Consider the following 25,727-nt stretch of genomic DNA (forward strand, 5'->3'; position numbering starts at 1 on the left):
AATTGTGGGACTGATGTTGCAGAGGGGACATGAGGGATACACATGCCGACAGACGAGCCGTGGCGGCTGCTGGAGCAACTCGTCCAGGAGGTCAACCAGCAAACCGAACAGCTCGGCAGGATGCGCGAGCGGGCCCGGGAGCTGTCGGCCACGGCCACGTCGAAGGACGGCCTGGTCACCGTGACCGTCGGCCCGCGCGGCGAGGTCCGGTCCATCGAGTTCGACCCCCGCGTCTACCGCAGGCTGTCGCCCTCGGAGCTGTCCGCCGTGCTCGTCGAGCAGATCGGGCGGGCGACCACGCAGGTGTCCGGCGAGATGAAGGAGCTGATGGCGCCGTTCGTGCCGGACCTCCCGTTCGAGGACCTGTTCGGCGAGGGCACGGACCTCGACGCGTTCCTCCCCGGTGCCGGCCCGGCGCAGCCGCGGGGGGACGCGCGCTGATGGGGCTGGACCTCAGCCTGGTGCCCGACGTGGTCAAGCCGCTGGCCAAGCCGTTGACCGGCGGCGCGTTCCCCGGGGCCGACGTCGGCGGGCTCCTCGCCGAGGCGCAGGCGCTGGAGCGGCTGGCGGACCTGCTGGCCGGGATCAAGGCCGAGGACGCCGGCGCGGTCACCCGGCTGTTACGCAGCGGGGAATGGGAGGGCGTCGCCAAGGAGGCGTTCGAGAAGGCCTTCGAGTCCCTCGGCGGCGAGGCCGGCTCCGTCTCCGGCGAAGCGGTGCTCGACGTGCTGGAGCGGGCGCTGCGCGACGAGGCGGAGGCCCTGCGCACGCACGGCGTGCGGATGCAGCACGCCGAGTGGATGATCTACGCGGCGCTGGCGCTGCTCGGCGTGATGATCGTCAGGCTGCTGGTGTGGATCTACGTCAACGGCCCGGCCGTCCTCGCGCTCATCAGGCACCACACGCTGATGACCCAGGTGAGCATCCAGACGATCAAACGGCTCATGCTGCTGAACACGCTGAAGTTCGCCGGGATCATGGGCGGCCTGGACCTCGGCGTGCAGGTGGCCCAGCAGCTCTGGGGCGACCGCGAGGCGGGGGACTTCGACCTCGCCTCGCTGGCGATGTCGACCGGCAGCGGCGCACTCACCGGCGTGCTGTTCGGCGGCGCGAACGCCGCCCTCTCCCGCCTGCTGAGCAAGCAGATGGTGTACGTCGCGTCCCGGGCGGAGCTGGCCGTCCGCGACAAGATCGTGGCGATCGGGCAGAGCATGTACGGCCAGGCGCTGCTGGGCGGGGCGGCGGGCACCGCCGGGGCCGTCCCCGCACTGGCGGCCAGCGGGCAGCTGGACGCCTCGCACCTCGGCTACGCGTTCATCTCCGGCGTGGCGGGCGGGCTCGACGTCCCGGCGTCGGCCCGGGTGAGCTACCTGCCGATGGCGGCCATCGGCGAGATCGGCGGCCCCGCGCACCCGGCCGGCGATTCACCGCCACCCGCCCGGCCCGCCCTCGGGGAGACCTCGCTCGCCGGGGCCGCCCACGCCGACACCGCCCCGCCGCCCGCCCCCAGAGCCCCGGACGACGCCGGACCGCAGGTGCTCCCGAACGGCGCCCTCGCCGGCGAGGTCGTCCGGCGCCACGACACGCCGCTGCCCCCCGCCGATCGTGCCGCGCCGACGCGCCCCCCGCACCAGCCGCCCGGTGACCGCGCACCGCAGCCCCATCCCGGCGACCGCACCCCGCACACCCGCCCGGCCGAGCGGGCCCCGCAGGACCGCCCGGCCGAGCGCGCCCCGCAGGACCTGCCGGGGGAGCGGGCTCGTAACCTGCCGGCCGAGCGCGCCCCGCAGAGCCTTCCCGCCGAGCGGACCCCGTACAGCCAGAGCGCGGCCACCACCGCCCGCGCCGATGCCGCGGGCCCGGGGGAGCTTCCGCGCGCCTCCCTGGTTCCGGCCACCATCCCGGCGACGGTCGTCGCGTCCCCCGAGACCGCCACCGGCGGCGAGCCCGGACCGGAACGGCCCGAACACCCCCGCGCGGACGCACCCCCACCAGCACGCGACCAGAACCCGCCCCCACCCGCCCCCCGGCCGGAACCGGCAGCCCCCGCCACACCCCGCGACCAACCGGAAGCGGCAGCCCCCGGCCCGGAAGCAGGGGCCCTGGCGACCACCCGCGACCGGCCCGAGGGGGCGGCGTCTCAGCGGGAGCGGCCGGTGGCGTCGATGCTCGCGGCCGATCATGCCCCCACGCCGGCGACCCCCGTGCGCGAGGGCGCGCCACCGGCGGCGGGCGGGACCGCCGTGCAGGATCGGGCGTATCCGGCGGGGGCGCAGCACGGGCCCGACGTTCACTCGCCGATCGCGGACCCCCGCCCCCGGAACTTCGCCGAGGCCGCGGCGATCGTCCACCGCTGGACCCCCGGCCCGCAGAACCGGATCGAACGGCTGCTCAGCGGCCCGTCCGACGAGGTCCTCCTGGCCGAAGGCCGGCAACTGGCCGAGCGGCTGTCCACCACCCGGCGCGACGACGCGACCGCCCGCGCCCTGGCCCACATGAGCCGCAGCCTCGGCGGGCCGGACCCGGCGCGCGCCGTCCAGGATCTCGCCCGCGACGTCGGCCTGGATCGCGAGATCGACGCCCTGGTCGACGTGTTCGGCGACGCCCAGCGGTACGAGATGGCCCCGGAAGCCGCGACCGACCGCGCGTCGCTGACCGCCGTGCTCGACCGGATGATGGGGGCGGACTCGTACCGCTGGACGGGGTTCAGGAACCAGCTCCGGTTCTCCTTCCACGACGCGGACGCCGACCAGGCGCGCACGATCGGGATCATGATCGACGTGATGGGGGAGCCCGTCACCTCCAGCCGGGTCAGGAGCTACACCAAGCCCGTGCTCGACCGGTACGGCATCCGCGACATCAGGGAGCTGCTGCCGGTCTTCCGCGCGGCTCACCAGAACGGCCACTTCCCGCGCGGGGCGATGGGCGAGGCGGACTTCCTGGCGGCCATGGACGCGTTCCGGCGCGAGGATCCGGCCCTGTGGGACGGCGTGCTGCTGGCCGAGCGGCACGCCCTGACCGGCCTGAGCGAGCCGGAGGCGCGCCTGCTCGCGCTCCTGGACGACCTCGCCGCCCGCCAGGAGGGCGACACGCCGCCGCTGGAGCGGCTGGCCGCTGAGGTGGGGCAGGGGGACTCGGTCGAGCAGCTGCTCCACCTGGCCGCCGACGCGCACCGGCACGGCGCCGACCTGACGCGGGTGTCCGGCCCGCGCGAGCTGGCCGACCTGCTCACCGCCCACCGGACGCGGGACCCGTACCTGTGGGACGGGCTGCGCGTCGCGGCCGAGCACGGCGTCACGCGGCCGGCGGACGACGCGGCGCGGGCGCTGTCCCGGCTGGCCGAGATCACCGGTTCGGAGGCGCCGTCGCGGCTGCCGGTGTTCGAGCCGCTGCGCCGCCTGGCCGTGGACGCGGGCCTCGGCTACTCCGTCGAACGGCTGGCGGACCGGGCCGCCGAGGTGCAGCAGCGGGGCTTCGACCTGTTCGCGCCGGTCGGCCGGCAGCAGGTGCTCGACGCCCTGATCGGGGACGCCGGAGCCGCCGCGCCCCGGCCGCCGGCCGTCCCGCCCGGCCTGCACGACCTGCCGCCCTCGGCGCACCGGGATGCGCTGCGGGCCGCGAGCCGCGAGCTCGACGCGGCCCAGCAGACGCGCCCCGAGCAGAATCCCGTCCTGCGCCGCGTCCGCTCCCTGCTGGCGGGCCCCGATCCGCTGGCCGCGATGGAACGGGAGCGCGTCGCCTCCTTGGAGTCCCGCGTCCGGGCCTGGCAGCGCTGGCCGGATCGCCCGGAAGTGTCGTACACCAGGGACTTCGCGGCGTTCCGTGACGCCTACGACCGGGCCGTGGAACGGGCCGTGAGCGGCGAGCCGGTGATCCCGTACATGCTCGACGATGCCACGGCGTCGCTGGGCGCGCGGGAGGGCGGGCGCGGGTTCGGGCTGGAGCTGGAGTTCGAGCTGCCGGAAGGCGTCTCGTCCCGGCGCCTGGAGGACATCGCCCGCGCCCTGCACCAGGCGGGGCTGACCGGCGACGCCGTGCAGCACGGCTACCACACGATGAAGAAGCGGGGCTACAGCGCGGGCGCGAACGGCGGGCTCGGCCTGTGGGCGCTGGAGCAGGACGGCACGGTGGCGGGCGAGCTGGTCTCGCCCATCCTGTACGACGAGCCGGCGACCTGGGCGAACCTGCGCACCGCCGTCGAGATCATCCGGGCGCACGGCGGCACGGCCGGGCCCCGGACCGGCGGGCACGTCCACGTGAGCACGCACGACTTCGACCACATCGTGGAGAACTACGTCAGCACGCTGGTCCACGTCGGTCACCACACCGACACGCTGTTCAGGCTCGCGCACAACCCGGAGGCGGACAGCCACCGGGGCCTGAAGCACTGCCGCCCCAACGCGGTGCCCACGGAGGGCTATGCGGAGATCGGGCCGGTGCGGCACGGCAACAGCGGTCATGATTCCGCGGTGAACATGCAGGCCATGACGGGCTCCGCGGCGGACCACATCGAGCTGCGGCTGTGGGACGGCTCGCTCGACGCCGCCGTGATCCAGGCGCAGGTGAAGGTGTCGCTCGGCCTGGTCGAGGCGGCGTTCCGCAACGCGACGCTGGACCACCTGCCGAACCGGGGCGAGCCCGACCCGCTGGGCGCCCACGCCGGGCACTTCCGGGACCCGGCGCAGGACCGCACCGAGGCGGGGAGCCTGTCCTTCCGCAGCCTGATGGACGAGATCTTCTGGCGGGCCGCCGACAAGGAGCAGCTCACCGCCCTGTACGCCGCCACCCGCTGGGCCACGGAAGGCACCCCATGAGCGTGATCATCGCCAACCCGTCGTCGGCGGAGCCGCCCCCGGCCGCACCAGTCGGACCGGACGGCCTGCCGTACCGCTTCGAGATGATCCACGCGGGCGGCAGGCTCCGCGGCTACGCGAGCGAGCCCGCCGAGCTGGTCGCGATGCTCGTCCCTGGCTACGCCGAGCGGCCCGGAGAGGACGGGCGCGCGGCCGCCCGCGTCCGTCTCGCCCTCGACCTCCAGGTCAGGCTGCAGGCGGAGCTCGCGGCCGGGCGGCTCGGCGCGTGCACGGACGAGGAGCGGGCCGTGCTCCTCGGCCCCCGGCACGAGCCCCCGGCGCCCGCCCGGTGGACGGCGCCGGTCCCGCTGGTCCTGGTCTCCGCCTTCTACGAGCCCGCCGGTCCTCTCCCTCGGCCGTCCGGCCCGGCCGGCCTTCAGGTGTGGCTCGATCCCGCCGACGACTGGACGCTCCTGACCAGCCTGCACACCGCCGGACTGATCACCGTGAACGCCCGCGCCGGAGCCTGACGCGGCCGGGGTGAGCGCCGGGGCGCTGGTAATCTGCGATCGTGCCAGCCAGCCGGAGCAAGTCGCGGACCGACGCCGAACGGAATCGAGCACGCGTGCTGGAGGTGGCCCGCGAGCTGTTCGCCGAGCTCGGCGACCAGGTGCAGATGGCGGAGGTGGCCAAGGCCGCCGACGTGGGCATCGGCACCGTCTACCGTCACTTCCCCACCCGGCAGGCGCTGGTCGAGGCGGCGGCGCAGCACCGGTTCGCGGAGATCCTGGACTTCGCCCGTGAGCGCTGCCTGGCCGCGCCCGACCCCGGTGTCGGGCTGGACCTGCTGCTGACGGGCATCGGCGAGGTGCTGGCCAAGGACCGCGGCCTGTCCGGCGCGATCGAGTCGGCCATGGGTTCGGCCGAGCCGTCGGGCGACAGCCGGACCGCGCTGGAGGGCCTGGCGGGCACGCTGCTCGACCGCGGGCGCGCGGCCGGCTCGGTCCGCGACGACGCCACGGTGACCGACGTCTACATGATCGTGTGCGGGCTGGCGGCGGTGATCCGCACGGGCAGCGGCGACTGGCGGCGGTTCGTCAGGCTCGCCCTCGACGCGCTGCGATCCGGCCGCCCCTCCTCGCCGACCGGCTAGCTCTCCTCGTAGACGACGTGGTGCTTGCGCGTGTGGCGGTTGAGCGCCGCCGGGTCGAACCGGCCCGCCCTGCTCACCTCGGACCTGTGCTCGATCAGGGCCTCCACCACGCTCTCCCAGCCTCCGGGTGACGAGATCTGGACGACCCGGGGCGGCGGCGTGGGGCCCGGCCGGATCGCGTGGGGCACGCCATGCGGAAGCAGGACGAACTGCCCCGCGCCCGCGGTGTGGACCGCGCCGTCGAACTCGATCTCCAGCTCGCCGTCCAGCACGTAGACGCACTCGTCGGCGACCAGGTGGGTGTGCCGGGGGACCGGCTGCGCGACCGTCACCTCCAGCAGCGAGAACAGCCCGCCGGTGTCGGCGGTGCGCGCCTTGACGGAGAACGCGGGCGGCACGGGGACGCGCCCCGGACGCGCCTCGCCCGGCTTCAGCACGAAGCAGCGGTCCGGGTCGCCCCAGTCGTCCCGCGGGTCCGCCCCGGTGGCGTCCTCCAGGTGACCCTCCCGGCCGCCCGGCGCCGACACCCGCAGCGCGTGCACGGGGGAGGCGTCGCCGCCGAGGTCACGCATGGCGCGGGTGACGCCGCGCGGCAGCAGGACGCACATCCCCGCGGTCAGGCGACGGGATTCGCCGCCGACGTCGACGCCGAGCTCGCCCGCGATGACGTACACGAACTCGTCGTAGTCGTCGTGCGCGTGCGGGGGGACGTCGCCGCCGCCGCGGAGCTCCAGGAGGGAGAAGCGGCCCTGGGTGTCCTCGGCGCTCGCCTTGACGCTCGCCCGCGGCGGCAGAGGCACGCGGGCGGGCCGGGAGTCCCCGGCGTCCAGCACGAAGAAGCGGTCCTTGCTCATGGCGGCCCTTTCGATAAAGCGGATTCGGATTCCGATTCCGTTTTAGATCTAGCAGACCGCCCGAATCACTGTCAAAGCAGCCTGTCTATGCTCAGGCCCATGGCACTGGAATGGGAACAAATCATCGTCGACTCCGCCGACCCCGTCGCGCTCGGACGCTGGTGGGCCCAGGCTCTCGGCTGGATCGTGGTCGACGAAACCGAGGAGATCATCGAGATCCGGCCCGAACCGGACCGGATGCCGGGGCTGCTCTTCGTGCCTGTCCCCGAGGGCAAGACGTCGAAGAACCGGCTCCACCCCGACTTCCGCCCCGACGACCAGGAGGCCGAGGTCGCCCGGCTGCTCTCCCTCGGCGCCCGGCGCGCCGACACCGTGCAGGACGAGCAGCACTGGGTGACCCTCCTCGACCCGGAGGGCAACGAGTTCTGCGTCCTGGGCGAGCGGAAGCACTGAGCGTGACCTGCCCCCGTGTCCGGGGGGGGCAGGTCACGTACTGCTGAACAGCCGGTCCAGATGCGCGTCGATCGCGGCGAGCGCGTCCTGGGGCTCGATCACGTCGAGTTCGATCAGGGAGGTGAAGCCGGTGAGGGCGAGGAGCAGGTTGGTCTCGGTCGCCGGGTCGCGGCCGGAGTCGATGTGCCCGTCGGCGATCGCCTGGCGGACCAGCCGCTCGACGAGGGCCCGCCCCTGGACGAGGCCGCGGCGCGCCTGCTCGTGCACGGCCTCGTCGTGCAGCGCCTCCAGGACGTAGGCGGCGCTCATCCGGCTGGTCGCGCGGGCGTCGGCATGCAGGGGGAGCATTTCGGCGAGCGTCAGCCGCAGCACGTCACGGGGGTGCGGACGGTCACCGAGCTTCTCCAGCCCCTGATGTACGCGTGCCGACGTCTGCTCGGACGCGAGGTCCATGGCGAAGGAGAGCATGGCGGTCCGGGAGGCGAAGTAGTGCTGCAGCTGCCCGAGTGACATGCCCGCCTCCTGCGCCACCACGCGCATCGTCAGCTGCGTGACGCCGCGCTGCTCCACCACCCGCCACAGCGCGCGGGCGATCGCTTCGCGGCGTCCGCGGTGGTCCACCTGTTTCGGCATCGCCGGCCCTTCCTCGGGGCTGTTCCAATACAGTTGACATAATACACCTGACCCATAATCCTGGGGTCCACTCCAGGAAAGGAATCGCCATGTCAGGAGAGCCGACGGTACGGACCACGGAAGGCGTGGTGCAGGGGCGCAGGCGGCAGGGGCACGCGGTGTTCCGCGGCATCCCCTACGCCCGGCCCCCGGTCGGGCCGCTCCGCTTCGCCGCGCCCGCGCCGCCGCACCGTTGGGAGGGGACGAGGCAGGCGGTCGAGTTCGGCCCCGTGGTGCCGCTGTCCCTGCCGATCGACGTGCCCCCGCAGGGCGACGACTGGCTGACGCTCAACATCGGCACCCCGGTTCCCGGCGCGGCGGGACTGCCGGTGCTGGTGTGGATCCCCGTCGGCGGCTACCTCTCGGCGGCGTCGAGCGACCCGATGTTCGACCCGGCGGCGCTGGCCGAGGCGGGAGTCGTCGTGGTGACCATCAACTGCCGCGTGGGCGCGGAGGGATTCGCGTTCCTCGACGACGCACCGCCCAACCGCGGGTTCCTCGACCAGATCGCGGCGCTGGAGTGGGTGCAGCACAACATCGCCGCTTTCGGGGGCGACCCCGGCCGGGTCACCGTGGGCGGGGTGTCCGCCGGGGCGGGCTCGGTCGCCGCCCTCCTGACGATGAAGCCCGCGCGCGGCCTGTTCCGGCGGGCCATCGCCCACTCGGTGCCGGGGCTGCACAGCACCCCCGCGCTGGCACGGCAGGTCACCGCCGCGTTCGCGGACCGTCTCGGCGCGGCGGCCCCCACCGCCGAGGCCCTGCGCGACATCGCCCCCTGGCGCCTGGCCGCCGAGCTCACCTCCTTCAACGCCGGCCTCCACGCGCACCGCGAGAGCTGGGGACGCCTCACGGAGACCGGCACCGCGCTGTGCCCCGTCGTCGACGGCGAGGTCCTCCCGGAAACGCCCTGGCCCGCGCTGACCGGCGCACGCGCCGACGGGACCGAACTGGTCGTCGGCCACACCCGGGACGAGTTCCGGTACTTCAGCGTCATGAGCGGCCGGTACGGCGCCTTCACCGAGGAGGACGCCCACGCGGCCCTGGAACTGCTCGCCCCGCAGCCGGACGGCGCCCGGGCCTACCGTGCCGCGTTCCCGCAGGCGGGCCCGGAGGAGCTGGTGGAGACGGTGTACTCCGACGCCCTCTTCCGCATGCCGTCACAGAAGCTGGCCGAGGCGAACGCCGCAGCCGGCGGCACCTCGTACCTGTTCGAACTGTGCTGGACCGCGCCGGTCCGCGGCGGCATCCTGGGCGCCTGCCACAGCCTGGACATGCCGCTGGCGTTCGGCACGCTGGACAGCCCCGTCGGCGCCCAGCTCATCGGCGAGCAGCCCACTCCCGAGGCCGCCGCGCTCTCCCGCGAGCTCCAGGAGGCATGGGTCCGCTTCGTCACCACCGGCGACGCGGGCTGGCCCGCCCACCGGCCCGGCGAGCGCCTCACCCGCGTCCTGGACACCGAGTCGGAGACGCTGCCCTACCCCGAAGAGGCGTCCCGCCAGATCTGGGAAGGCCACGCCCCCGCCCCCTTCGATCTCCCGTAACCGGACGGCTGTGCCCGGTCATCGGGGCCGGGCGCGGCTGCCGGTGGCCCAGACGGCCAGCGCGCAGGCTGCGAACCCGGCGCCGAGCAGGCTGGAGCCCGCCCAGCCGTGGGTGGTGAAGACGGCGGTGGTCGTGGCCGCGCCGAGGGCGGAGCCGAGCGAGTAGAAGACCATGTAGCCGCCGACGACGCCGCTCGTGCGATCCGGGTGCGCGAGCGTGAGGAGGTGCTGGTTGCTCACGTGCACGGCCTGGACGGCGAGGTCCAGGGCGACGATCCCGGCGGCGAGCAGCCACAGCGACCGGGGGAGTTGCGCGATAGCCGCCCAGGAGACGATGAGCAGGGCGAGCGCGAGGCCGGTGACGGGGACCGCCCGTCCCGTGTCGGCCCATCGTCCCGCGCGTGCCGCGCCGAGCGCGCCGGCCAGCCCGGCGACGCCGAACAGGCCGATCTGGCTCTCGCTCAGCCGCCACGGCGCGTCCGCCAGCGGCAGCGACAGCCCGCTCCACAGCGCGCCAAACGACGCGAACAGGAAGAACGCCACGAACCCGTACGTCAGGAAGGTCCGCTGCGTGAACAGCCTGCCGAGCGAGGCGACGGCCTGCCCGTACGTGACGGGCCGGGCGGGCCGCTTCTCCGCCGGCAGCGCGAGGAGGACGAGGGCCGCGAGCCCGAGCGACAGCACGGCGAGCACGGCGTAGACGCTCCGCCAGCCCCACGCGTCGGCGAGCAGGCCGGTGACGACCCGCGAGCCCAGGATGCCGATCACGACGCCGGAGGTGACGACCCCGATGGTGCGGCCGCGTTCGGCGGGCGGCGCGACCGACGCGGCGTAGGCCACGGTGGTCTGCACGACGACCGCGAACACCCCGGCCACCGCCATCCCCGCGAGCGCCGCCCAGGCGGCCGGGGCCGAGGCCGTCAGGGTCGCGCCCGCCGAGGTGAGCGCCAGGTGCGCGGCGATGAGCCGGCGCCTGTCGGCCACGTCGCCGAGCGGCACCAGCAACACCAGCCCCGCCAGGTAGCCGAGCTGGCCGATCGCCACGATCCACCCGGTGAGCCCGGCCGGCACGCCGAGATCACGCCCCATCGGCTCCAGCACCGGCTGCGCGGCGTAGACGCTCGCCACCGCCACGCCGCACACCACCGCCAGCAGCGCACGCCGCCACGCATCCATCACATCGACCCAATCAGTAGTAGATTGCAACTGTTTGGACCGTACGGCATGATGGTTTCAATCCGCAACCGAACGGAGTCGCCGATGCAGGACCCCGGCTGGACCGACCCCGCCTGCCCCGTCGCCCGCACCCTCGACCTGGTCGGTGACCGGTGGAGCCTGCTCGTCGTCCGCGACGCGATGGACGGGGCGCGGTCGTTCACCGAGTTCCAGCGGCGCACCGGGATCGCGCGCAACATCCTCACCGACCGGCTCCGCAAGCTCGTCGCCCACGGGCTCCTCGCGCAGCGTGCTGCGCCGTCGGGCCGTCGTCAGGAGTACGTGCTCACCGACGCCGGGCGTGACCTCTTCCCGGTCATCGTCACCCTGCGGCAGTGGGGGGAGCGTCACGCGTTCGCGCCCGGCGAGGCCCACTCCACGCTGGTCGACCGGCACGGCGTCCGGGTGCCGGAGATCGTGCCGGCCGGGGCTGACGGCGCCCGCCTCGACGCCGAGAGCACGCTGGTGCGGAAGGTCTGACCTCTACAGGCGCCTGGCGCGGAGCACTCCGGTCAGCATCGGCAGGGTGAACTCGCCGAGCGCGGTCTCCGGCCTGCCCGCCAGATAGGCGCGGATCCGGTCGAGCGCCGCCTCACGTTCCTGTTCGGGCAGGACGAGCATGCCGGCGCGCGTGGCGAGCGTCGCGACGAGGGAGTCGGCGGTCCGGCTCTGCCCGTGCGGGAACAGCGCCTGTTCCGCCGAGCCGAACCGGGCCTCGCCGGTCCGGGGCAGGTGCATGCCCGTCGTCGAGGCATGCCACTCCGGGGTGGCTGGCCGGGGCTGCCTACCGCGACAGGAAGGGGACGATCGCGGCCAGGAGCGCCTCGGGGTTGTCCTCCTGCACGCTGTGCCCCGCGTCCACCTCGCATCCCCGCACGTCGGCGGCCCACGCCTGCCAGGGGGCGGCCGGGTCGCCGTCGTACAGCTCCGGCAGGTCGTCGTGCCTGCCCCACACGACGAGCACCGGGCAGCCGATCTTCCTGCCGGCGGCCTTGTCGGCCGCGTCGTCGCGCCGGTCCACCGTGAGCCCCGCCCGGTAGTCCTCGCACATGGCGTGGACGGTCCGAGGGTCGCGGCGGGCGGCCCGGTAGTCCTGCCACGCCTCGTCGGCCACGTGGTCGGGCTGGTCGCCGTACCATCTGTCCGGGTCGCGGTTGATCACCTCGTCCGCGGGCTTGTCGGTCTGGCCGAGGAAGAACCAGTGCCACCAGAGCCGGGCGAAGGTCGCCCCGGCCCGGTCGAGCACCTCGCCGATCGGCGGGCCGCCGATGTTCACGAAGGCCCGTACCCGGCCGGGATGGTCCATGGTCAGCCGGAAGCCCGCGTAGGACCCGCGATCGTGTCCGACGACCGCGTACTCCTGATGCCCGAGCGTTCGCATGAGGGTGGCGACGTCGCCCGCCATCGCACGCTTGGACATCTGCGCATGCTCCGGCTCGTCGGCCGGGACGGTCGAACGGCCGTACCCGCGCAGGTCGGGACAGACGACGGTGAACCGCTCGGCGAGCACGGGGGCGACCTTGTGCCAGGTGGCGTGGGTGCGCGGATGCCCGTGCAGGAGCACGAGCGCGGGGCCCGACCCGCCGTGGCGCACGCGCAGCGTCACCGGTCCGACGTCGACGTGGTCGAGAGTGAAGCCGTTGAACATCCACCGTGGGTTCCCCGGCGCGATCACGCCAAACGGGCGGCCCGGCCGCCCTAGGGTGGAGGGGTGACCGTCGTGCCTGCTCAGCAGAGGTCCGCCGCTCTGGCGCCGTTCGTGGCGACGCTGAGCCCGTACGAGCTCGGCCCCGGGCCGGCCGGCCTCCATCGCGGGCTGCCCTCGTCCACGGTGTCGATCACGATCCCGGAGGCGGACGCGCTGGAGATCGCGTGGCTCGGGCGGCCGGCCTCGCGCGAACGGTTCCGGGCCGTGGTCGCCGGGCTGCACCTGGACCCGGCCGAGCTGCGGCAGGAGGGCGGGACGCGCGGCGTGTGGCTGACGCTGAGCCCGCCGGGCGCCGCCGCGCTGCTGGGGGTGCCGGCGTCGGCGCTGGCCGGGCAGGTCGCCGATCTCGCCGACGTGGCCCCGGCGATGGCGCACCTGCCCGAGCGGCTGGCGGCCTGCCGGTCCTGGCCGTGCCGCCGGGCGCTGGTCGAAGCCGCGCTGATCGCCGGGCTGGCCCGGCACCGGGCGAGCACCGGCGGCCCCGGACTGCGGGCCACGCTGGCGGCGCTGTCCGGGACCGGCCGGGTGCAGGAGGCGGCCCGGCTGCTCGGGTGCTCCCGGCGTCATCTGAGCGCCACGGTCCGGGCCGGGCTGGGCGTGACGCCGAAGGAGTATCAGCGGCTCCTCCGGTTCGAGGCCGCCCGGGGCAGGCTCGTGGCCGCCGCCCGCGCCGGGACGGTCAGCCTGGCGGCGGTGGCCGCGGCGTCGGGGTTCGCCGACCAGGCGCACTTCACCCGGGAATGGCGGGCCATGGCCGGGTGCGCGCCGGCCGAGTGGCTGCGTGCCGAAGGTCTGGTTCCCAAATCTTCAATACCCCTGCCTCCGCCCGGCCCGACGATGGGCGCATGACTTCCGACCTTCGTCTCCGTCCCCGTCTCGTCGTGCCCGACCCGGACCGCGCGTCGGCGTTCTACCAGGCCGCCCTCGGCGCTGAGCAGGTGTTCAGCGCTCCCCGGGAGGACGACGGCCGGCCCAGCGTGATCGACCACCGCCTCGGCGCGTCGTCCTTCCGCGTCTCGCCGTCCGTCCCCGCGTGGGGGTGGCTGTCACCCGATGACCTCGGCGGCTCCGCCGTTCTCCTGGAGATCGAGGTCGACGACCCGGACGCCGTCGGCGAGCGCATGATCGCCCACGGCGCCGAGGTGGTCGTGCCGATCGAGAACCGGCCGTACGGCAAGCGCTCGGGCCGGGTCCGTGACCCGTTCGGCCATCTGTGGATCCTCACCGGCGACCCGCGCTGAGCCGCCCGTACGCCTGCCCGGCCCCACCGCGGTCCGCCGGTCAGGGGCGGCGGCGGGTGAGCCGGTCGAGGGGGGAGTCGTCCTTGGCGGGGGCGAACGAGGCGCCGGTGGTGCGGGCGCGCAGGGCCAGGACCAGGCCCTCGCCTAGCAGGCTGACGCCGATGGACAGGGTCATCGGGCGCATCTGGCCGGGTGTGCCCGCCGCCGTGGCCAGGACGCCGAGGCCGGCGTTGACCGTGACCGAGGCGGCCCACACGAGCAGCGTCCGGGCGGTGTAGCGCTGCCAGAGGTGGCCGTCGCGGACGAACAGGCGCGGGGTGAGCCCGCGCAGCGCGCCCAGCAGCAGGCCCGTGACGGCTCCGGCCACCACCCACGCCAGGTCGGCCCCCTCCGGCCGCACGTTGTCGACCAGGGTGTACGTGCCGATGCCGACGAGCGCGACGGGCGGGACGAACAGGTCGCGGGCGTTGAGCGGCTCCCCCCGGAACCGCCGGATCACCACGGCGACGACCAGGACGACGACGACCACCGCGAGCAGGGTTCCGCTCATGACACCTCCGTTGATAGCACGACCATGCTAAATCAGAACATAGCATGGCCGTGCTATAAAGAGGGGGTGCCGAAAATCGTCGACCCGGAGGAACGGCGGCAGGCCGTCGCCGAGGCCGTGTTCCGCGTGATCTGCCGCGACGGCCTGGAGCAGGCCTCGCTGCGCAACGTCGCCGCCGAGGCCGGGCTGGCCATCGGCTCGGTGCGGCACTACTTCGCCGGGCACACCGAGCTGATGGTGTTCGCGATGCGGGAGATGGCCGCGCGGCTGCTGGCCCGGCTGACCGCGCACGCGGAGCTGCTGCTGGACCCGGCCGCGCCGATCAGCGAGGGCGAGCGGCGCGAGACCGTCGTCAGCATGCTGGCGGAGATGCTGCCGCTGGACGACGAGCGCCGCACGGAGGCCGTCGTCTGGCTGTCGTTCGCCGCCGCCGCCCGCTCACGGCCCGAGCTGCGCGCCCACGCCGACGAGCTGTACGACGGGCTGCTCGCGCTCACCACCAAGGTCCTGGAAGGCGGGCGCCGGTCGGCCCGGCTGCGGCCCGGCGCGGACGTCGCGGTGGAGGCCCGCCGCCTGTGCGCGCTGCTCGACGGGCTGTCGCTGGAGGGCGCGTTCTATCCTGACCGGCTCGACCCCGGCACCATGCTCGCCGTGCTCCGCGCCCACCTGGCCGCGCTGACCTCCGAAGGCGCCTGAGGGACGGCCGGGGAGGTCAGGTGGAGGGCCGCTCCCCGGCCTCCGCGCCGAGGGGGATGCCGCGCACAGTGAGCAGCACGAGCAGGGCGCAGCTCACGGTGAGGGCGATGTCCGCCACGTTGCCGACGAACAGCCCGCCGTAGTCGATGAAGTCGACGACGTGCCCCTGCGCGAACGCGGGCGGGCGGAACAGCCGGTCGAGCAGGTGGGAGGCGGCGCCGCCCAGCAGCGCGCCGAGCACGACGGTCCAGGCGGACGAGCGCAGCCGCCGCCCGGTGTAGAGGATGCCGCCGACGGCCGCCGCGGCCGTCAGCGTGAACACCCACGTCACGCCCTCACCGATGGAGAACGCGGCGCCGGGGTTGAACAGCAGCCGCAGCCGGATCAGATCCGGGATCACCGTGACGGTCCGGCCGCCGGACAGCGCCGACAGCGCCCAGAACTTGGAGAGCTGGTCCACCACGAGCACGACCGCGCCCAGCGCCAGCATCCACGTGTACCGTCCCGGCCTGCGGGCATCTTGTCCGATCGGCACCTTCGACCTCGCCATCCGATGAGCTTGTCCCGCCCAATCTAGCGGTTTCGCTTACGTATCGATCGAAAGCGCCGACCCATGCGTACGTGCCCGGAGCTGTCAGAGCCGGGCCAGGACGGCGCGCAGGACGGGGGCGAACGCCGCGGGGTCGTCGGCGAAGCCCGTGTGGTCGCCAGGGAACACGACGGCGTCGAGGCCGAGCGCGTTCCCCAGCGCGCGGGAGGCGCGGTCGCAGAGCTGCCCGGCCGACTCCGCGCCGACCCCGACGACCAGGCCGGGCGCGGAGCGGAGCAGGCCCAGGTCGGGCCGCCAGCGGGTGGTGCCGCGCAGCTCGTGGGCGAACCAGCGGCGCTCGTCGGCGACGTGCTGCGGATCGCGTTCGCCGCCGAACATCATCTCCAGCGCCCCCTCGGGCAGCGCGATGTCCGCCTGCGCCATGAACGCCGCCCACGCCCCGATGACGTCGCCGCCGAGGTAGGCGGCGACCATGTCGTCGGTCTGGGCGTGCAGCTTGTCGCGGTCGTCCAGGAGCTCGACGAGCGGTGGTTCGTGGGCGATGACGCCGCGCAGCTGCCCGGGGTGGGCCTGGGCGTGGGCGAGCGCGGTGACGGCGCCGCCGCTGGAGCCGAACACCACGGCGGGTCCGGCGTCCACGTGGGCGATCAGCCGGTGCAGGTCGTCGGCGCGCAGTTCGGGGGTGGAGTCCCGGGCGGGGTCGTCGAGCACGCTGCGTCTGATGCCGCGCGGGTCCGCGGTGAGCACGGTGTGGTCGGCGGCGAGCAGGCCGGCCAGCGGGGCGAAGGCGTCGGCGTCCATCGGCGCGCCGACGAGTGCCACGAGCGGGCCCCGGCCGCGTACCTCGAAGTGCAGGCGGGCGTCCGGGACGCGGAGCGTGGAAACGGTCATGATGTCCTCCTGGACAGGGTGTCGGACGCGGTTCTGGTGACCGCGTTCAGCAGGGGTGGTGCGACGGTGGCCACGAGCAGCGCGAGCGCCGCCGGGATCACCAGGGCGAGGGACAGCGTCGCGGTCGTCGCGACGTACCCGATGAGGGCGGGGCCGACGAGGCCACCTCCGTAGCTGATGGTGGTGACGGCCGACAGCCGGCGGGCTGCGCCGTCGGCGGCGCCCAGCCGGCTGGCCACGACCGGCCAGACGACGGCCATGCCGGCGCCCGCGAGCGCCCAGCCGGCCATCGCGCACTCCACCCGCGCGCTTGCGGGCAGCGTGCCGGCGAGCAGGACGAGGCCGTAGCCGGCGGTGGCGGTCGAGCCGGCCAGCCGGATCGTGCGGCCGGCGCCGAGCCGCGAGCGCAGGGCGTCGCCGGTGAAGCGCACGACCGTCATCGCGACGAAGAAGACCGTGTAGACGAGCGAGCCGGTGGCCGGGTCCGCGCCCAGGACGCGGGTGGCGTGCAGCCCGGCCCAGTCGGTGGCGGCGCCCTCGCTGACGAACGCCGCCGCGCCGATCACGCCCAGCAGGAGCAGCCGCCCCGGCGCCCGGGTGCCGGGCACGGGCGGGGCCGGGGGCGCGGGGGCGTCCGGGGCGCCCTTCACCGCGGCCAGGGCGGCGGCCAGGGCGAGCGCGCCCGCCGCCATCAGCACCCGCACGTCGACGCCCGCGCGCAGGGCCGCCGTGACGACCGCGCCGCCCGCGACCGCGCCGAGCGTCCAGGCGCCGTGCACGCCCGCCATGATCGGCCGGTCGAGCGCCCGCTCGACGGCCGCCGCCTGGAGGCTGAGCGCCACGTTGAGCAGCCCGGACAGCATCCCGAACACCACCGCCGAGGCCATCAGCGTCCTCGCGTCCGCCGCGAGCGCCGGCCCGGTCAGCGCGAGCGCCGCCGCCGGGGCGCAGAGGCGCAGCAGGGCCCGCCCGGTCCAGCGGTCGGCCAGGCGGCCCGCCACCGGCATGGCCACGAGCGCGCCGACGGCCAGCGCCATCAGCAGCGCGCTGACCCGGCCCGGCCCGAGCTCCAGGCGCGCGTCGGTCGCCGGGAGCGTGGCGCCCCACAGCGCGTTCATGACGCCCGTCAGCCCGTAGCTGAGCGTGATCGTTCCTCGTCCGGCCATGCCTCGATCCTGGTGGTGGCGCCCCGCCCGGGTCCAACACCTGTTCGAAGCCGATTGACGCACCGGATGCGTCAATCGGCTAGGAAGGAGGCATGCCTGACGACGTGGAGATCCGCCTGCTGCGCCACTACGTGGCCGTGGCCGAGGAGTTGCACTTCAGCCGGGCGGCCCAGCGCCTGTTCGTGGCGCAGCAGGCGCTCAGCCGCGACGTGCGCAGGCTGGAGGACCGGGTGGGCCGCAAACTGCTGGAACGCACCACCCGCCGGGTGACGCTCACGCCGGAGGGCCGCCTCCTGCTGGCGCGAGCCCGCGAGATCCTCGGGCTCTACGACGCGACCATGCTGGAGCTGCGCGGCGAACCCCGCTCGCTCACCGTCGACGTCGTCGGCTCCGGCCTCACGCCCGCGCTGGTGCTGGCCGCCGCGCGCCGGCTCGCGCCCGAGGTGGAGTTCTTCGCCCGCTTCCACAACGGCACCGAGGCGGCGTCGCCGCTGCTGCTGGACGGGCGGCTGGACGTCACGTTCGGCCGCGGCCCGGGCGCGCTCGAGGGCCTGCGCCAGCGTCCCGTACGCCACGAGCCCATCGCGGTGCTGGTGCCCGAGCTGCACCCTCTCGCCAGGCTGCCCGCCGTGCCGCTGGAGTCGTTGCGCGGCACCAGCCCGTGCATCCGGGCCGGCGACCACGCGACTCCCGGGTGGGAGCACGCCGTCCTGCAGTTGCTGGCGCCGTTCGGGGTCGACCCGGCGATGGCGCACCCGCACGTGCGGGGCGGCGACGAGCTCGCCCAGCACATCCGCGACCGTGACGCGACCATCCTCACCCTGACCACCCAGCCCGCGATCCCCGGCGCGGTGCTGCGCCCGCTGGTCGAGCCGGTCGCGGTGTTCCCGTGGATGATGATCTGGCGGGCCGACGGCGACCATCCCGGCCTGCGCGCCCTGCACCAGGCCGTGGACGACCTCGCCGCCGCCCACGACTGGCTCGCCGCGCCCGACGACGCCTGGCTGCCCGAGCCCGAGGCGAGCCAGCCCACGCCGGCCACCGGCTGACCCTCACGCGATCGAGACCTCCCGCGCGCGCCGGCGGGAGGTAATCCGCGCGGCGGATCGGAGATCACCCGTCAGGCGGACGAATCGGCGGCGCCTCAGCGGCCAGCATGTGATCACCATCCCATGCGGCGCCTTCCAGGCGCCGTGCCCGCAGTACGGGACAAACGGGGCGTCACCGATCGCGCGGGATGGCGTGCGCTGAAAAGCTCACGCACTCGGTGCCCACCGGACGACATCGGAAACGAAACCGGAGGACGAAGAGCGTGTACAAGAAGGTGCTATCCGCTGTAGCGGCGACGGCCGCCCTGGCCGCCCTGCCTGCGGCCCCCGCGGCCGCGACCACCTCGCAGAGCGCGGAGGTGACGATCACGACCCAGCTCCAGCACACCTCCACGTTCAAGGAGTCGAGCGGCGTGGCGTTCACCTGCCCGCTCAACGAGGTGATCACGGGGCGCAAGCACAGCGGCGACGAGAACGGCTACACGACCTACTACTGCAGCCGGGTCCTCGTCAACGGGGAGCAGGCCGTGGTCTCGCCGGGGGCGTGGAGCGAGCCGCAGAAGGAGAGCAGCTCGTTCTACGAGACGCCCGCCGACCAGGCGATCGCCGGCAGGTGGCACACGGGGGACGAGAACGGCAGCACGCGGTACCGGCCCGCCACCCTCCACTGGCAGGGGCGGCAGTTGCGTCTGGCGGCCCACGTGTGGACGGGGAACCTCAAGGAGAGCAGCCACTACTCGCACGGCACCCCCGGCGAGGTCATGGTCGGCCGCGCGCACTGGGGTGACGAGAACGGCAGCACGAGATACCGGTACGCCACGGTCATCCTCGGCTGAGGTGTAGAGCGCATCAAGGGGCTCGCCGTCACCGGCGGGCCCCGTTTTTCATTTGACCGGCAACCCAATTGAATATAGTAATGACTCCATGCAAAACGAGAGCAGGCGTCCGTACCGGATGGGAGCCCGCGCCGCCGCCGTGGAGGCCACCCGCGCGCGGGTGCTGGAGGCCGCGGCGGGGCTGTGGATGCGCCACTGGTACGACGACGTCACGCTGCAGCACGTCGCCGACGCGGCGGGCGTGTCCGTGCAGACGATCGTCAACCGCTTCGGCGGCAAGGAGGAGCTGGCCGACGCCGTCGCCGACTGGCTCGCCGCCCGGATCTCCGACACCCGCCAGGCCCCGGCCGGCGACGTGGCGGCGATCGTGGCGGCGCTGTTCGACGACTACGAGCGCGACGGCGACGCCGTGACGCTGTGGATCGCGCAGGTCGACCGCGTCCCGGCCATCGGCAGGGCCGCCGCCCACGCCCGCGCCCAGCACCGAGCCTGGCTGGAGCGCGTCTTCGCCGACCGGCTCCCCGCCGGCGGCCCCGCCCGCGAGCACGCACTGAACCTGCACTCCGCCGCCACCGACGTCTGCCTGTGGAAGCTGTGGCGGCGCGACCTCGGCCTGCCCCGTGCCGACGCCGAACGCGCCATGCGTGACCTGCTGACCTCGATCGACCCGCGAAAGAGTGACCATGAGTAGCAGTTTCCTGTTCGCCACCTGGTCCGGCGGCGGAGCCGTGCCGCCCACCCTCTCGGTCGCCCGCGCGCTGCGCGAGCGCGGCCACCGCGTCCGGGTGCTGGCGGACAGGTCGCTGCACGACGAGGTCGCCGCCACCGGCGCGGAGCCCGTCGCCTGGACGACGGCGCCCCAGGGCGACACCACCGACCCGGCGCAGGACCTGCTGAAGGACTTCGAGGCCCGCACGCCGATGGGCGCGTTCGCCCGGCTGCGCGACCGGCTCGTCTGCGGGCCCGCGGCCGACTTCGCCCGCGACACGCTGGCCGAACTGCGCGCCCACCCGGCCGACGTGCTGGTCTCCGACTTCTCCCTGCTGGGTACGCTCACCGCCGGTGAGGCCGCCGGGATCCCGGTGGCCGCCCTCGGCACGACCCTCTACCCGTTCGCCACCCCCGGGGCGCCGCCGTTCGGGCCCGGCCTCAAGCCCGCCACCGGCCCGCTGGCCCGCCTGCGTGACCGGATCGTGGCGGAGATGACGCTCAGGCCGTGGGCCAAGGGCCTGCCGGCGCTCAACGCGGCCCGCACCGCCAACGGGCTGCGGCCGGTGGAGTCGGTCATCAGCGCGTTCTCCCGCGTCGACCGGTTCCTCGTGCTGTCGCCGCGCGCGCTCGACTACCCGGGACGGCGCTTCCCCGACCACGTCCGCCACGCCGGGCCCCGGCTGGACGACCCCGTCTGGGTGGGGGAGCTGGAGCTGCCCCCGGGCGACGCGCCGCTGGCGCTGGTCAGCCTCAGCTCGACGTTCATGAACCAGCGCGCGCTGCTCGACCGCATCGCCCAGGCCCTCGGCACGCTGCCCGTGCGCGGGCTGCTGACCACCGGCCCGGCCGTGGACCCGGCGACGGTCCGCGCGCCCGGCAACGTGCTGGTCACCGCCACGGCCCCGCACAGCGCCGTCCTGCCTCACGCCGCGCTGACGATCACCCACGCCGGGCACGGCACGGCCGTCAAGTCCCTGGCGGCGGGCGTGCCCCTGGTCTGCGTGCCGCTCGGCCGGGACCAGGGCGAGGTCGCCCGCCGCGTCGAGCACGCCGGGGCCGGGCTGGTCGTGGGCAAGGGCGCCTCGGCCAGGACGATCGCCCGCGCGGCGGGCCGGGTCCTGCACGACGGGTCCTTCCGGCGCGAGGCGCGCCGGCTGGCGGACGAGATCGCCGCCGAGACGGCCGCCGACCTCGCGGTGGCCGAGCTGGAGTCCCTGGCGGCCCGCGCCGTCGGCGGGCCGTCGCGGCGCTGATCCGCGACGCCTGCGGGACGCCTGCGGGACGCCGATCAGGGCACCAGCGCGGCCACCATCGTGCGGAGCGTCGCGAGCGCCTGCCCGGCGTCGACCCGGTCGGGCGCCAGCAGCCACTGCTGGAAGATGCCGATGCCCGCGCCGACGATCACCACGGCCAGCGCGTCCGCCGACACCCCGGCGGGCAGCGGCGCCCGTCGCAGCCTGCGCAGGAGGTGCTCGCGCAGGGTGGCGTGGATCTCGGCGTAGCGGCTCTGGATGGGGGAGCCCGGCTCCAGCGCCTCGACCAGGAGCGTGACGAACAGCTTGGTGGTCGGCGCGGTGAACAGCGCCTCGAACTCGTCCTCCGCCTCCCAGAGCGGCCCGGGGTCCGGCTCGTCGGCGTCGAGGCCCGCGCGGATCGCCGCCACCGAGCGTTCGAGCACGGCCAGCAGCAGGCCCTCCTTGCTGCCGAAGTGCCAGGGGATGGAGCCCCTGCTGATCCCGGACCGCTCGGCCACGTCGACGAACGTCGTCTGCCGGTAGCCCTTCTCGGCAAACAGCTCCGCGGCCGCGGTGAGGATCAGTTCGCGGCTCTCGTGGCTGGTCTGCTCTCGTCGCGTTGTCACACACCCTCCTTGTGTGCTAGCAATCATATTCTATGTTGGCCAACACAGGAGAGCATCGTGCGCTTCGTCACCTATGCCACCGCCGACGGCGACCGAGCCGGGGTCCTCGACGGTGACCTCGTCCACCCCCTCCCGCCCGGCGTCACGCTCGCCGGTCTGCTCGCCGGCGGGCTGCGGGAGGCGAGGGAGCGGGCACTGGCCGAGCCGGGCGAGGTCGTCCCGCTGGCCGGCGTCACGCTGAAGGCGCCGATCCCCACACCCCCGTCCATCCGCGACTGCCTGTGCTTCCTCGACCACATGCGCGGCTGCCTGCGCGCCATGGGCGCCTCCGGCGAGCTCGTACCGACCTGGTACGAGATCCCGGCCTTCTACTTCGGCAACCCCGCCACCGTCGTCGGGCCGCACGACGACGTGCCCGTCTCGCCCGGCAGCGCCTGGTTCGACTTCGAGCTGGAGATCGCCGCGGTGATCGGCGCCCCGGGCCGCGACCTGACCCCCGAGCAGGCCGGGAGCCACATCGCCGGCTACACGCTGATGTGCGACTGGAGCGCCCGCGACCTGCAAGGGCTGGAGAGCCAGCTCAAGATCGGGCAGGCCAAGGGCAAGGACGGGGCGACCACGCTCGGGCCGTGGCTGGTCACCCCCGACGAGCTGCCCACGGGCCCGGACGGCAGGCTCGCGCTCGGCGTCCGCGCCGAGGTCAACGGCGAGGTGGTCGGCGAAGGCCGCACCGACGCCATGGACTGGTCCTTCGCCGAGGTCGTCTCGTACGCCTCGCGCGGCGTGGAGCTCCGGCCCGGGGACGTCTTCGGCTCCGGCACCGTGCCCGGCTGCTGCCTGCTCGAACACCTCGACTTCGGCGACCTCGGCGCGTTCCGCGGCTGGCTCAAGGACGGCGACGTGGTGCGGCTGCACGCCGACGGGCTGGGGGAGGTGCGGCAGACCGTGCGCGCCGCCACCGCCCCGCACCCGCTGCCGCGGCGGCCCGACCCGGCCGCCGTCCCGCGTCCCGCGCGGGTCAACCCGGCCCGCTCCGCCGTGCCGTACACCGAAGGTCTGCACCAGGTCGGCGACGGCGTGTGGGCATGGCTGCTGCCGGACGGCGGCTACGGCCGCAGCAACGCCGGGCTGGTCGCCGGAGACGGCGCGTCGCTGCTGGTCGACACCCTGTACGACCTGCGGCTCACCGCCGCGATGCTGGACGGCATGCGGCCCGTCACCGACCGGCACCCCATCAGCCACCACGTGCTCACCCACGCCAACGGCGACCACACGCACGGCGGGCAGCTGCTGGCCGGCTCGGTGCGCGTCATCGCCGCCGAGGGCACCGCGCACGAGATGCGCACCGAGCTGCCGCCGGAGCTGACGGCCGCCCTCCAGGTGATGGACCTCGGGCCGACGCTCTCGCGCTACCTGCGCGCGCGCTTCGGCGACTACGACTTCGGCGGCATCCGGCTGCGCGCCCCCGACCAGACCTTCGAACGGCGGCTGAGCGTCGAGGTGGGCGGGCGGGAGGTGCGCCTGCTCGACCTCGGCCCCGCGCACACCGGGGCCGACACGGTTGTGCACGTCCCCGCCGCGGGCGTGCTGTTCGCCGGGGACCTGCTGTTCGTCGGCTGCACGCCGATCGTGTGGAGCGGGCCGATCGCCAACTGGATCGCCGCCTGCGACACGATGATCGCGCTGGACGCGCCGACCGTCGTGCCCGGCCACGGCCCGGTGACCGACGCCGCCGGCGTCCGCGCCGTACGGGACTACCTGAGCCACGTCGTCGAGCAGGCGGACGCCGCCCACGCCAAGGGCCTGGACCTGCGGGAGGCGGCGTTCGGGATCGACCTGGCGCAGTACGCCGCCTGGCTGGACGCCGAGCGGGTCGTGGTCAACGTCTACCAGCGCTATCGCGAGATCCGCCCCGGCCAGCCGGTGCTCGACAGGTTCGCGCTGTTCGCCCTGATGGCCGAATGGGAGGCCGCCCGCTCATGAGACTTCCGGACACCGCCCACACCTCCGTCCCGTGGCGCATCCACGCCGTGGCACCCGACTTCCGGCTGGAGGACGTGTGGGCGCTGCCCACGCCCGGCGGCCCCGGCGACCTGGACCGGCTGGTCGCCCAGATGGCGGGCGGCGCGGGCCGGTTCTCCGGGCCGAGCCGGTGGCTGTTCGCGCTGCGCTGGAGGCTCGGCGCGCTGTTCGGCTGGGACGGGCCGGGCTCGGGCGTCGGCACGCGGGTGGAGTCACTGCGTCACCGGCTGCCCGCCGACCTGCGTGACGGCCCGCGCGGCCCGGACCCCCGCGCGGTGCCGCTCACCTCCGTCTATCTGACCGGCGCCGAATGGGCGGCGGAGCTGGCCAACCGCACCGTGCACACCGTCATGCACATCGGCTGGGTCCCGGACGGCACGGGCGGCCACCGGGGGCAGATGGCGGTGCTGGTCAAGCCGAACGGCCTGTTCGGCAGGGCGTACATGGCCGTCATCCGCCCCTTCCGCCGCCTGGTCGTGGACCCGGCGCTGGTCCGGATGATCGGCAGGGGCTGGCGGGCCGGGAGCCCGTGACGGGCGCCGGGGCCCGCCGGGTCAGGCCCGTACGCCGAGTGTCACGTCGAGCCAGTCCACGGCCTCCTGGGCGAGCCGGGTCGGGTTGTTGACCTGGCAGTGCGCGTCGGCGCCCGAGGCGGCGTCGAACTCCAGCAGGGTCTTGCGCTCCACCGGCAGCGCCTCGTGGAACCGCCGCGCCTGGTCGACGAGGACCGGCGACTCGCTCAGCCCGGCGATCGACAGGAACGCGCTGCGAATCTCGCCCGGGTCGGTGGTGAAGGTCGCCAGCAGACGGGCGAAGTCCACGGGCTCGGCCAGGCCCGAGCGCCACAGGTACATCCGGAAGCTGTCCTTCATCGCCCCGTCGGTCGCCATCGCCTCGACCACCTCGACGGGCAGCACCGCGCCGAAGTCGAGGATCGGGGTGCTGGCGACGCCGGCGGCGATCCTGCGCTCGGACATCAGCGCCCGGCTGATCATGTAGCCGCCGCCGGAGAACCCGATGATCGCCAGCTTCGCGGTGTCCTGCCCGTAGGTCCCCACCAGGTGGTCGACGATCGCGCCGACGGGCCGCTCGGTCTCGGCCATCAGGTGCAGCCCGCGCAGCGGCGTGCTGCCCTGCCCCGGCAGGTCGACGATGACCGTGGTGTAGCCGCGTTCCCAGGCGTTGCGCCCGGCCAGGTGGTACATGTCCTCCTTGCTCGTGTCCCCGCCGCCGATCACGATCAACGTGGGCGTGCCGGGGCCGGCGTCGATCCGCAGACCCGGCAGCGACGCGCCCTCGAACGGCACCTCGATGAAGGTCATCGGGAGAGCCAGCAGCTCCACGGCCCGCCTGAAGGCGGCCTCGTACTTGGAGATCAACGGGAGGAACCGCTCGCCGCGGCCGGCGAACTGCCACGCCTGCCGGTAGGCGTAGTAGGCCTTCATCATGACCTCGCCGGCGCTCCGCCTGCGGCCCTGTCCGGCCCACCGCTCGGCCAGGGCCCGCTGGGCGTCGCCGAAGCCCTCGAACTCCGCCACCCAGCCGGCCGTGTCTCCGTCCTCGATCCGGGAGGCGATGTGGAACAGCTCGCCGGAGTCCAGCCCGCCGGTCTTCGCCGCGCCCAGCGACCACTGGAAGATGAAGTCCATGTCGCGGTCGCCGAAGAAATAGTGGGTCGCGTTGCTGCGCTGCAGCGTGGTGTTCTGCGTCATGGGGGCGAAGCTACGGCCGCGCCGCGTCGGCCGGTAAGGACCGGAGGCGTGGC

Annotated in this window: 27 protein-coding genes; 16 read left to right on the forward strand and 11 right to left on the reverse strand. The window is 74.5% G+C overall.

The features are described from left to right. The first annotated feature begins 42 nt into the window (after positions 1-42). From AB0G11_RS22070 to AB0G11_RS22085, 4 genes are read left to right on the forward strand one after another with little or no spacing between them, the layout of a single operon-like run. Positions 43-441, forward strand: coding sequence for a YbaB/EbfC family nucleoid-associated protein (locus AB0G11_RS22070; RefSeq protein ID WP_357587809.1), 399 nt, complete (start codon positions 43-45; stop codon positions 439-441). Then, positions 441-4,814, forward strand: a complete 4,374-nt coding sequence (locus AB0G11_RS22075) for a hypothetical protein (RefSeq protein ID WP_357587811.1) — start codon at positions 441-443, stop codon at positions 4,812-4,814. The genes AB0G11_RS22070 and AB0G11_RS22075 overlap by 1 nt, the downstream gene beginning before the upstream one ends. Then, positions 4,811-5,323 (forward strand): hypothetical protein, encoded by a 513-nt coding sequence (locus AB0G11_RS22080; RefSeq protein ID WP_219513138.1) that lies wholly within the window; start codon positions 4,811-4,813, stop codon positions 5,321-5,323. The genes AB0G11_RS22075 and AB0G11_RS22080 overlap by 4 nt, the downstream gene beginning before the upstream one ends. A 41-nt stretch (positions 5,324-5,364) precedes the next feature. Then, positions 5,365-5,946, forward strand: a complete 582-nt coding sequence (locus AB0G11_RS22085) for a TetR/AcrR family transcriptional regulator (RefSeq protein ID WP_219513136.1) — start codon at positions 5,365-5,367, stop codon at positions 5,944-5,946. Here the strand turns inward: AB0G11_RS22085 and AB0G11_RS22090 are convergent. Then, the gene (locus AB0G11_RS22090; protein ID WP_357587813.1) at positions 5,943-6,800 is read right to left on the reverse strand and encodes a cupin domain-containing protein; all 858 of its coding nucleotides are present in this window, start codon (positions 6,798-6,800) and stop codon (positions 5,943-5,945) included. The two genes, AB0G11_RS22085 and AB0G11_RS22090, sit on opposite strands and share 4 nt — an antisense overlap. Before the next feature lie 99 nt (positions 6,801-6,899). Here AB0G11_RS22090 and AB0G11_RS22095 point away from each other — a divergent pair, with 99 nt between their 5' ends. Continuing rightward, positions 6,900-7,253, forward strand: a complete 354-nt coding sequence (locus tag AB0G11_RS22095) for a VOC family protein (protein ID WP_219513124.1) — start codon at positions 6,900-6,902, stop codon at positions 7,251-7,253. Between the two features lie 33 nt (positions 7,254-7,286). Here the strand turns inward: AB0G11_RS22095 and AB0G11_RS22100 are convergent, their stop codons facing one another. Continuing rightward, a complete protein-coding gene (locus tag AB0G11_RS22100; protein WP_357587815.1) occupies positions 7,287-7,886 on the reverse strand; it encodes a TetR family transcriptional regulator C-terminal domain-containing protein in 600 nt (199 codons plus the stop codon). A gap of 89 nt (positions 7,887-7,975) precedes the next feature. Here AB0G11_RS22100 and AB0G11_RS22105 point away from each other — a divergent pair, with 89 nt between their 5' ends. Then, positions 7,976-9,466: a carboxylesterase family protein gene (locus tag AB0G11_RS22105; protein ID WP_357587817.1), complete on the forward strand. Its 1,491-nt coding sequence runs from the start codon at positions 7,976-7,978 to the stop codon at positions 9,464-9,466. A gap of 18 nt (positions 9,467-9,484) precedes the next feature. Here AB0G11_RS22105 and AB0G11_RS22110 read toward each other — a convergent pair whose 3' ends face one another. Continuing rightward, a complete protein-coding gene (locus AB0G11_RS22110) occupies positions 9,485-10,642 on the reverse strand; it encodes an MFS transporter (protein ID WP_357587819.1) in 1,158 nt (385 codons plus the stop codon). Positions 10,643-10,726: 84 nt separating this feature from the next. Between AB0G11_RS22110 and AB0G11_RS22115 the strand changes: the two genes are divergently transcribed. Next, positions 10,727-11,161 carry a helix-turn-helix domain-containing protein gene (locus tag AB0G11_RS22115; RefSeq protein ID WP_219513096.1) on the forward strand — a complete coding sequence of 145 codons (435 nt, stop codon included), beginning with the start codon at positions 10,727-10,729 and terminating at the stop codon, positions 11,159-11,161. A 3-nt stretch (positions 11,162-11,164) separates the two neighbouring features. Here AB0G11_RS22115 and AB0G11_RS22120 read toward each other — a convergent pair whose 3' ends face one another. Both AB0G11_RS22120 and AB0G11_RS22125 read right to left on the reverse strand, forming a co-directional pair. After that, positions 11,165-11,419 (reverse strand): hypothetical protein, encoded by a 255-nt coding sequence (locus AB0G11_RS22120; RefSeq protein WP_357587821.1) that lies wholly within the window; start codon positions 11,417-11,419, stop codon positions 11,165-11,167. A gap of 46 nt (positions 11,420-11,465) precedes the next feature. Further along, positions 11,466-12,329 (reverse strand): alpha/beta hydrolase, encoded by an 864-nt coding sequence (locus AB0G11_RS22125; protein ID WP_219513086.1) that lies wholly within the window; start codon positions 12,327-12,329, stop codon positions 11,466-11,468. A gap of 72 nt (positions 12,330-12,401) precedes the next feature. Here AB0G11_RS22125 and AB0G11_RS22130 point away from each other — a divergent pair, with 72 nt between their 5' ends. Both AB0G11_RS22130 and AB0G11_RS22135 read left to right on the forward strand, forming a co-directional pair. Then, positions 12,402-13,238: a helix-turn-helix domain-containing protein gene (locus tag AB0G11_RS22130; protein WP_357587823.1), complete on the forward strand. Its 837-nt coding sequence runs from the start codon at positions 12,402-12,404 to the stop codon at positions 13,236-13,238. Beyond that, positions 13,235-13,630, forward strand: a complete 396-nt coding sequence (locus AB0G11_RS22135; protein WP_357587825.1) for a VOC family protein — start codon at positions 13,235-13,237, stop codon at positions 13,628-13,630. Before AB0G11_RS22130 ends, AB0G11_RS22135 begins: the two co-directional genes overlap by 4 nt. 40 nt (positions 13,631-13,670) lie before the next feature. Here AB0G11_RS22135 and AB0G11_RS22140 read toward each other — a convergent pair whose 3' ends face one another. Next, a complete protein-coding gene (locus tag AB0G11_RS22140) occupies positions 13,671-14,180 on the reverse strand; it encodes a hypothetical protein (protein ID WP_357587827.1) in 510 nt (169 codons plus the stop codon). Between the two features lie 66 nt (positions 14,181-14,246). On the opposite strand from AB0G11_RS22140, the gene AB0G11_RS22145 reads away from it, so the two are divergent. After that, positions 14,247-14,876 (forward strand): TetR family transcriptional regulator C-terminal domain-containing protein, encoded by a 630-nt coding sequence (locus tag AB0G11_RS22145; protein WP_357587829.1) that lies wholly within the window; start codon positions 14,247-14,249, stop codon positions 14,874-14,876. A gap of 16 nt (positions 14,877-14,892) precedes the next feature. On the opposite strand, the gene AB0G11_RS22150 is transcribed toward AB0G11_RS22145, so the two are convergent. The 3 genes from AB0G11_RS22150 to AB0G11_RS22160 all read right to left on the reverse strand — a co-directional run bounded on the left by AB0G11_RS22150 (position 14,893) and on the right by AB0G11_RS22160 (position 17,483). Next, positions 14,893-15,426: a signal peptidase II gene (locus AB0G11_RS22150; protein ID WP_219513055.1), complete on the reverse strand. Its 534-nt coding sequence runs from the start codon at positions 15,424-15,426 to the stop codon at positions 14,893-14,895. A gap of 84 nt (positions 15,427-15,510) precedes the next feature. Beyond that, entirely contained in the window at positions 15,511-16,317 is an 807-nt protein-coding gene (locus tag AB0G11_RS22155; RefSeq protein WP_357587831.1) for an alpha/beta hydrolase, read from the reverse strand. After that, positions 16,314-17,483 (reverse strand): MFS transporter, encoded by a 1,170-nt coding sequence (locus tag AB0G11_RS22160; RefSeq protein ID WP_357587833.1) that lies wholly within the window; start codon positions 17,481-17,483, stop codon positions 16,314-16,316. Before AB0G11_RS22160 ends, AB0G11_RS22155 begins: the two co-directional genes overlap by 4 nt. A gap of 92 nt (positions 17,484-17,575) precedes the next feature. Between AB0G11_RS22160 and AB0G11_RS22165 the strand changes: the two genes are divergently transcribed. The 4 genes from AB0G11_RS22165 (at position 17,576) to AB0G11_RS22180 (ending at position 21,332) form a co-directional block, all read left to right on the forward strand. Beyond that, entirely contained in the window at positions 17,576-18,532 is a 957-nt protein-coding gene (locus AB0G11_RS22165; RefSeq protein ID WP_357587835.1) for a LysR family transcriptional regulator, read from the forward strand. A gap of 263 nt (positions 18,533-18,795) precedes the next feature. After that, on the forward strand, positions 18,796-19,368 hold the full coding sequence (locus tag AB0G11_RS22170) for a hypothetical protein (protein WP_357587837.1): 573 nt from the start codon (positions 18,796-18,798) through the stop codon (positions 19,366-19,368). A gap of 88 nt (positions 19,369-19,456) precedes the next feature. Further along, positions 19,457-20,059, forward strand: a complete 603-nt coding sequence (locus AB0G11_RS22175; RefSeq protein ID WP_357587838.1) for a TetR/AcrR family transcriptional regulator — start codon at positions 19,457-19,459, stop codon at positions 20,057-20,059. Next, on the forward strand, positions 20,052-21,332 hold the full coding sequence (locus AB0G11_RS22180) for a glycosyltransferase (RefSeq protein WP_219513034.1): 1,281 nt from the start codon (positions 20,052-20,054) through the stop codon (positions 21,330-21,332). The genes AB0G11_RS22175 and AB0G11_RS22180 overlap by 8 nt, the downstream gene beginning before the upstream one ends. 35 nt (positions 21,333-21,367) lie before the next feature. Here the strand turns inward: AB0G11_RS22180 and AB0G11_RS22185 are convergent, their stop codons facing one another. Then, complete coding sequence (locus AB0G11_RS22185) at positions 21,368-21,940, reverse strand: TetR/AcrR family transcriptional regulator (RefSeq protein ID WP_357587840.1); 573 nt, start codon at positions 21,938-21,940, stop codon at positions 21,368-21,370. Positions 21,941-21,997: 57 nt separating this feature from the next. Between AB0G11_RS22185 and AB0G11_RS22190 the strand changes: the two genes are divergently transcribed. Continuing rightward, positions 21,998-23,923: a fumarylacetoacetate hydrolase family protein gene (locus AB0G11_RS22190; RefSeq protein WP_357587842.1), complete on the forward strand. Its 1,926-nt coding sequence runs from the start codon at positions 21,998-22,000 to the stop codon at positions 23,921-23,923. Then, a complete protein-coding gene (locus AB0G11_RS22195) occupies positions 23,920-24,495 on the forward strand; it encodes a DUF2867 domain-containing protein (RefSeq protein ID WP_219513023.1) in 576 nt (191 codons plus the stop codon). The genes AB0G11_RS22190 and AB0G11_RS22195 overlap by 4 nt, the downstream gene beginning before the upstream one ends. A 21-nt stretch (positions 24,496-24,516) precedes the next feature. Here AB0G11_RS22195 and AB0G11_RS22200 read toward each other — a convergent pair whose 3' ends face one another. After that, positions 24,517-25,674, reverse strand: coding sequence for an alpha/beta fold hydrolase (locus AB0G11_RS22200; protein WP_357587843.1), 1,158 nt, complete (start codon positions 25,672-25,674; stop codon positions 24,517-24,519). Positions 25,675-25,727: the final 53 nt, after the last annotated feature.

It is taken from the genome of Nonomuraea sp. NPDC023979 (assembly GCF_040639085.1).
GTDB classification, from domain to species: Bacteria; Actinomycetota; Actinomycetes; order Streptosporangiales; family Streptosporangiaceae; genus Nonomuraea; species Nonomuraea ceibae.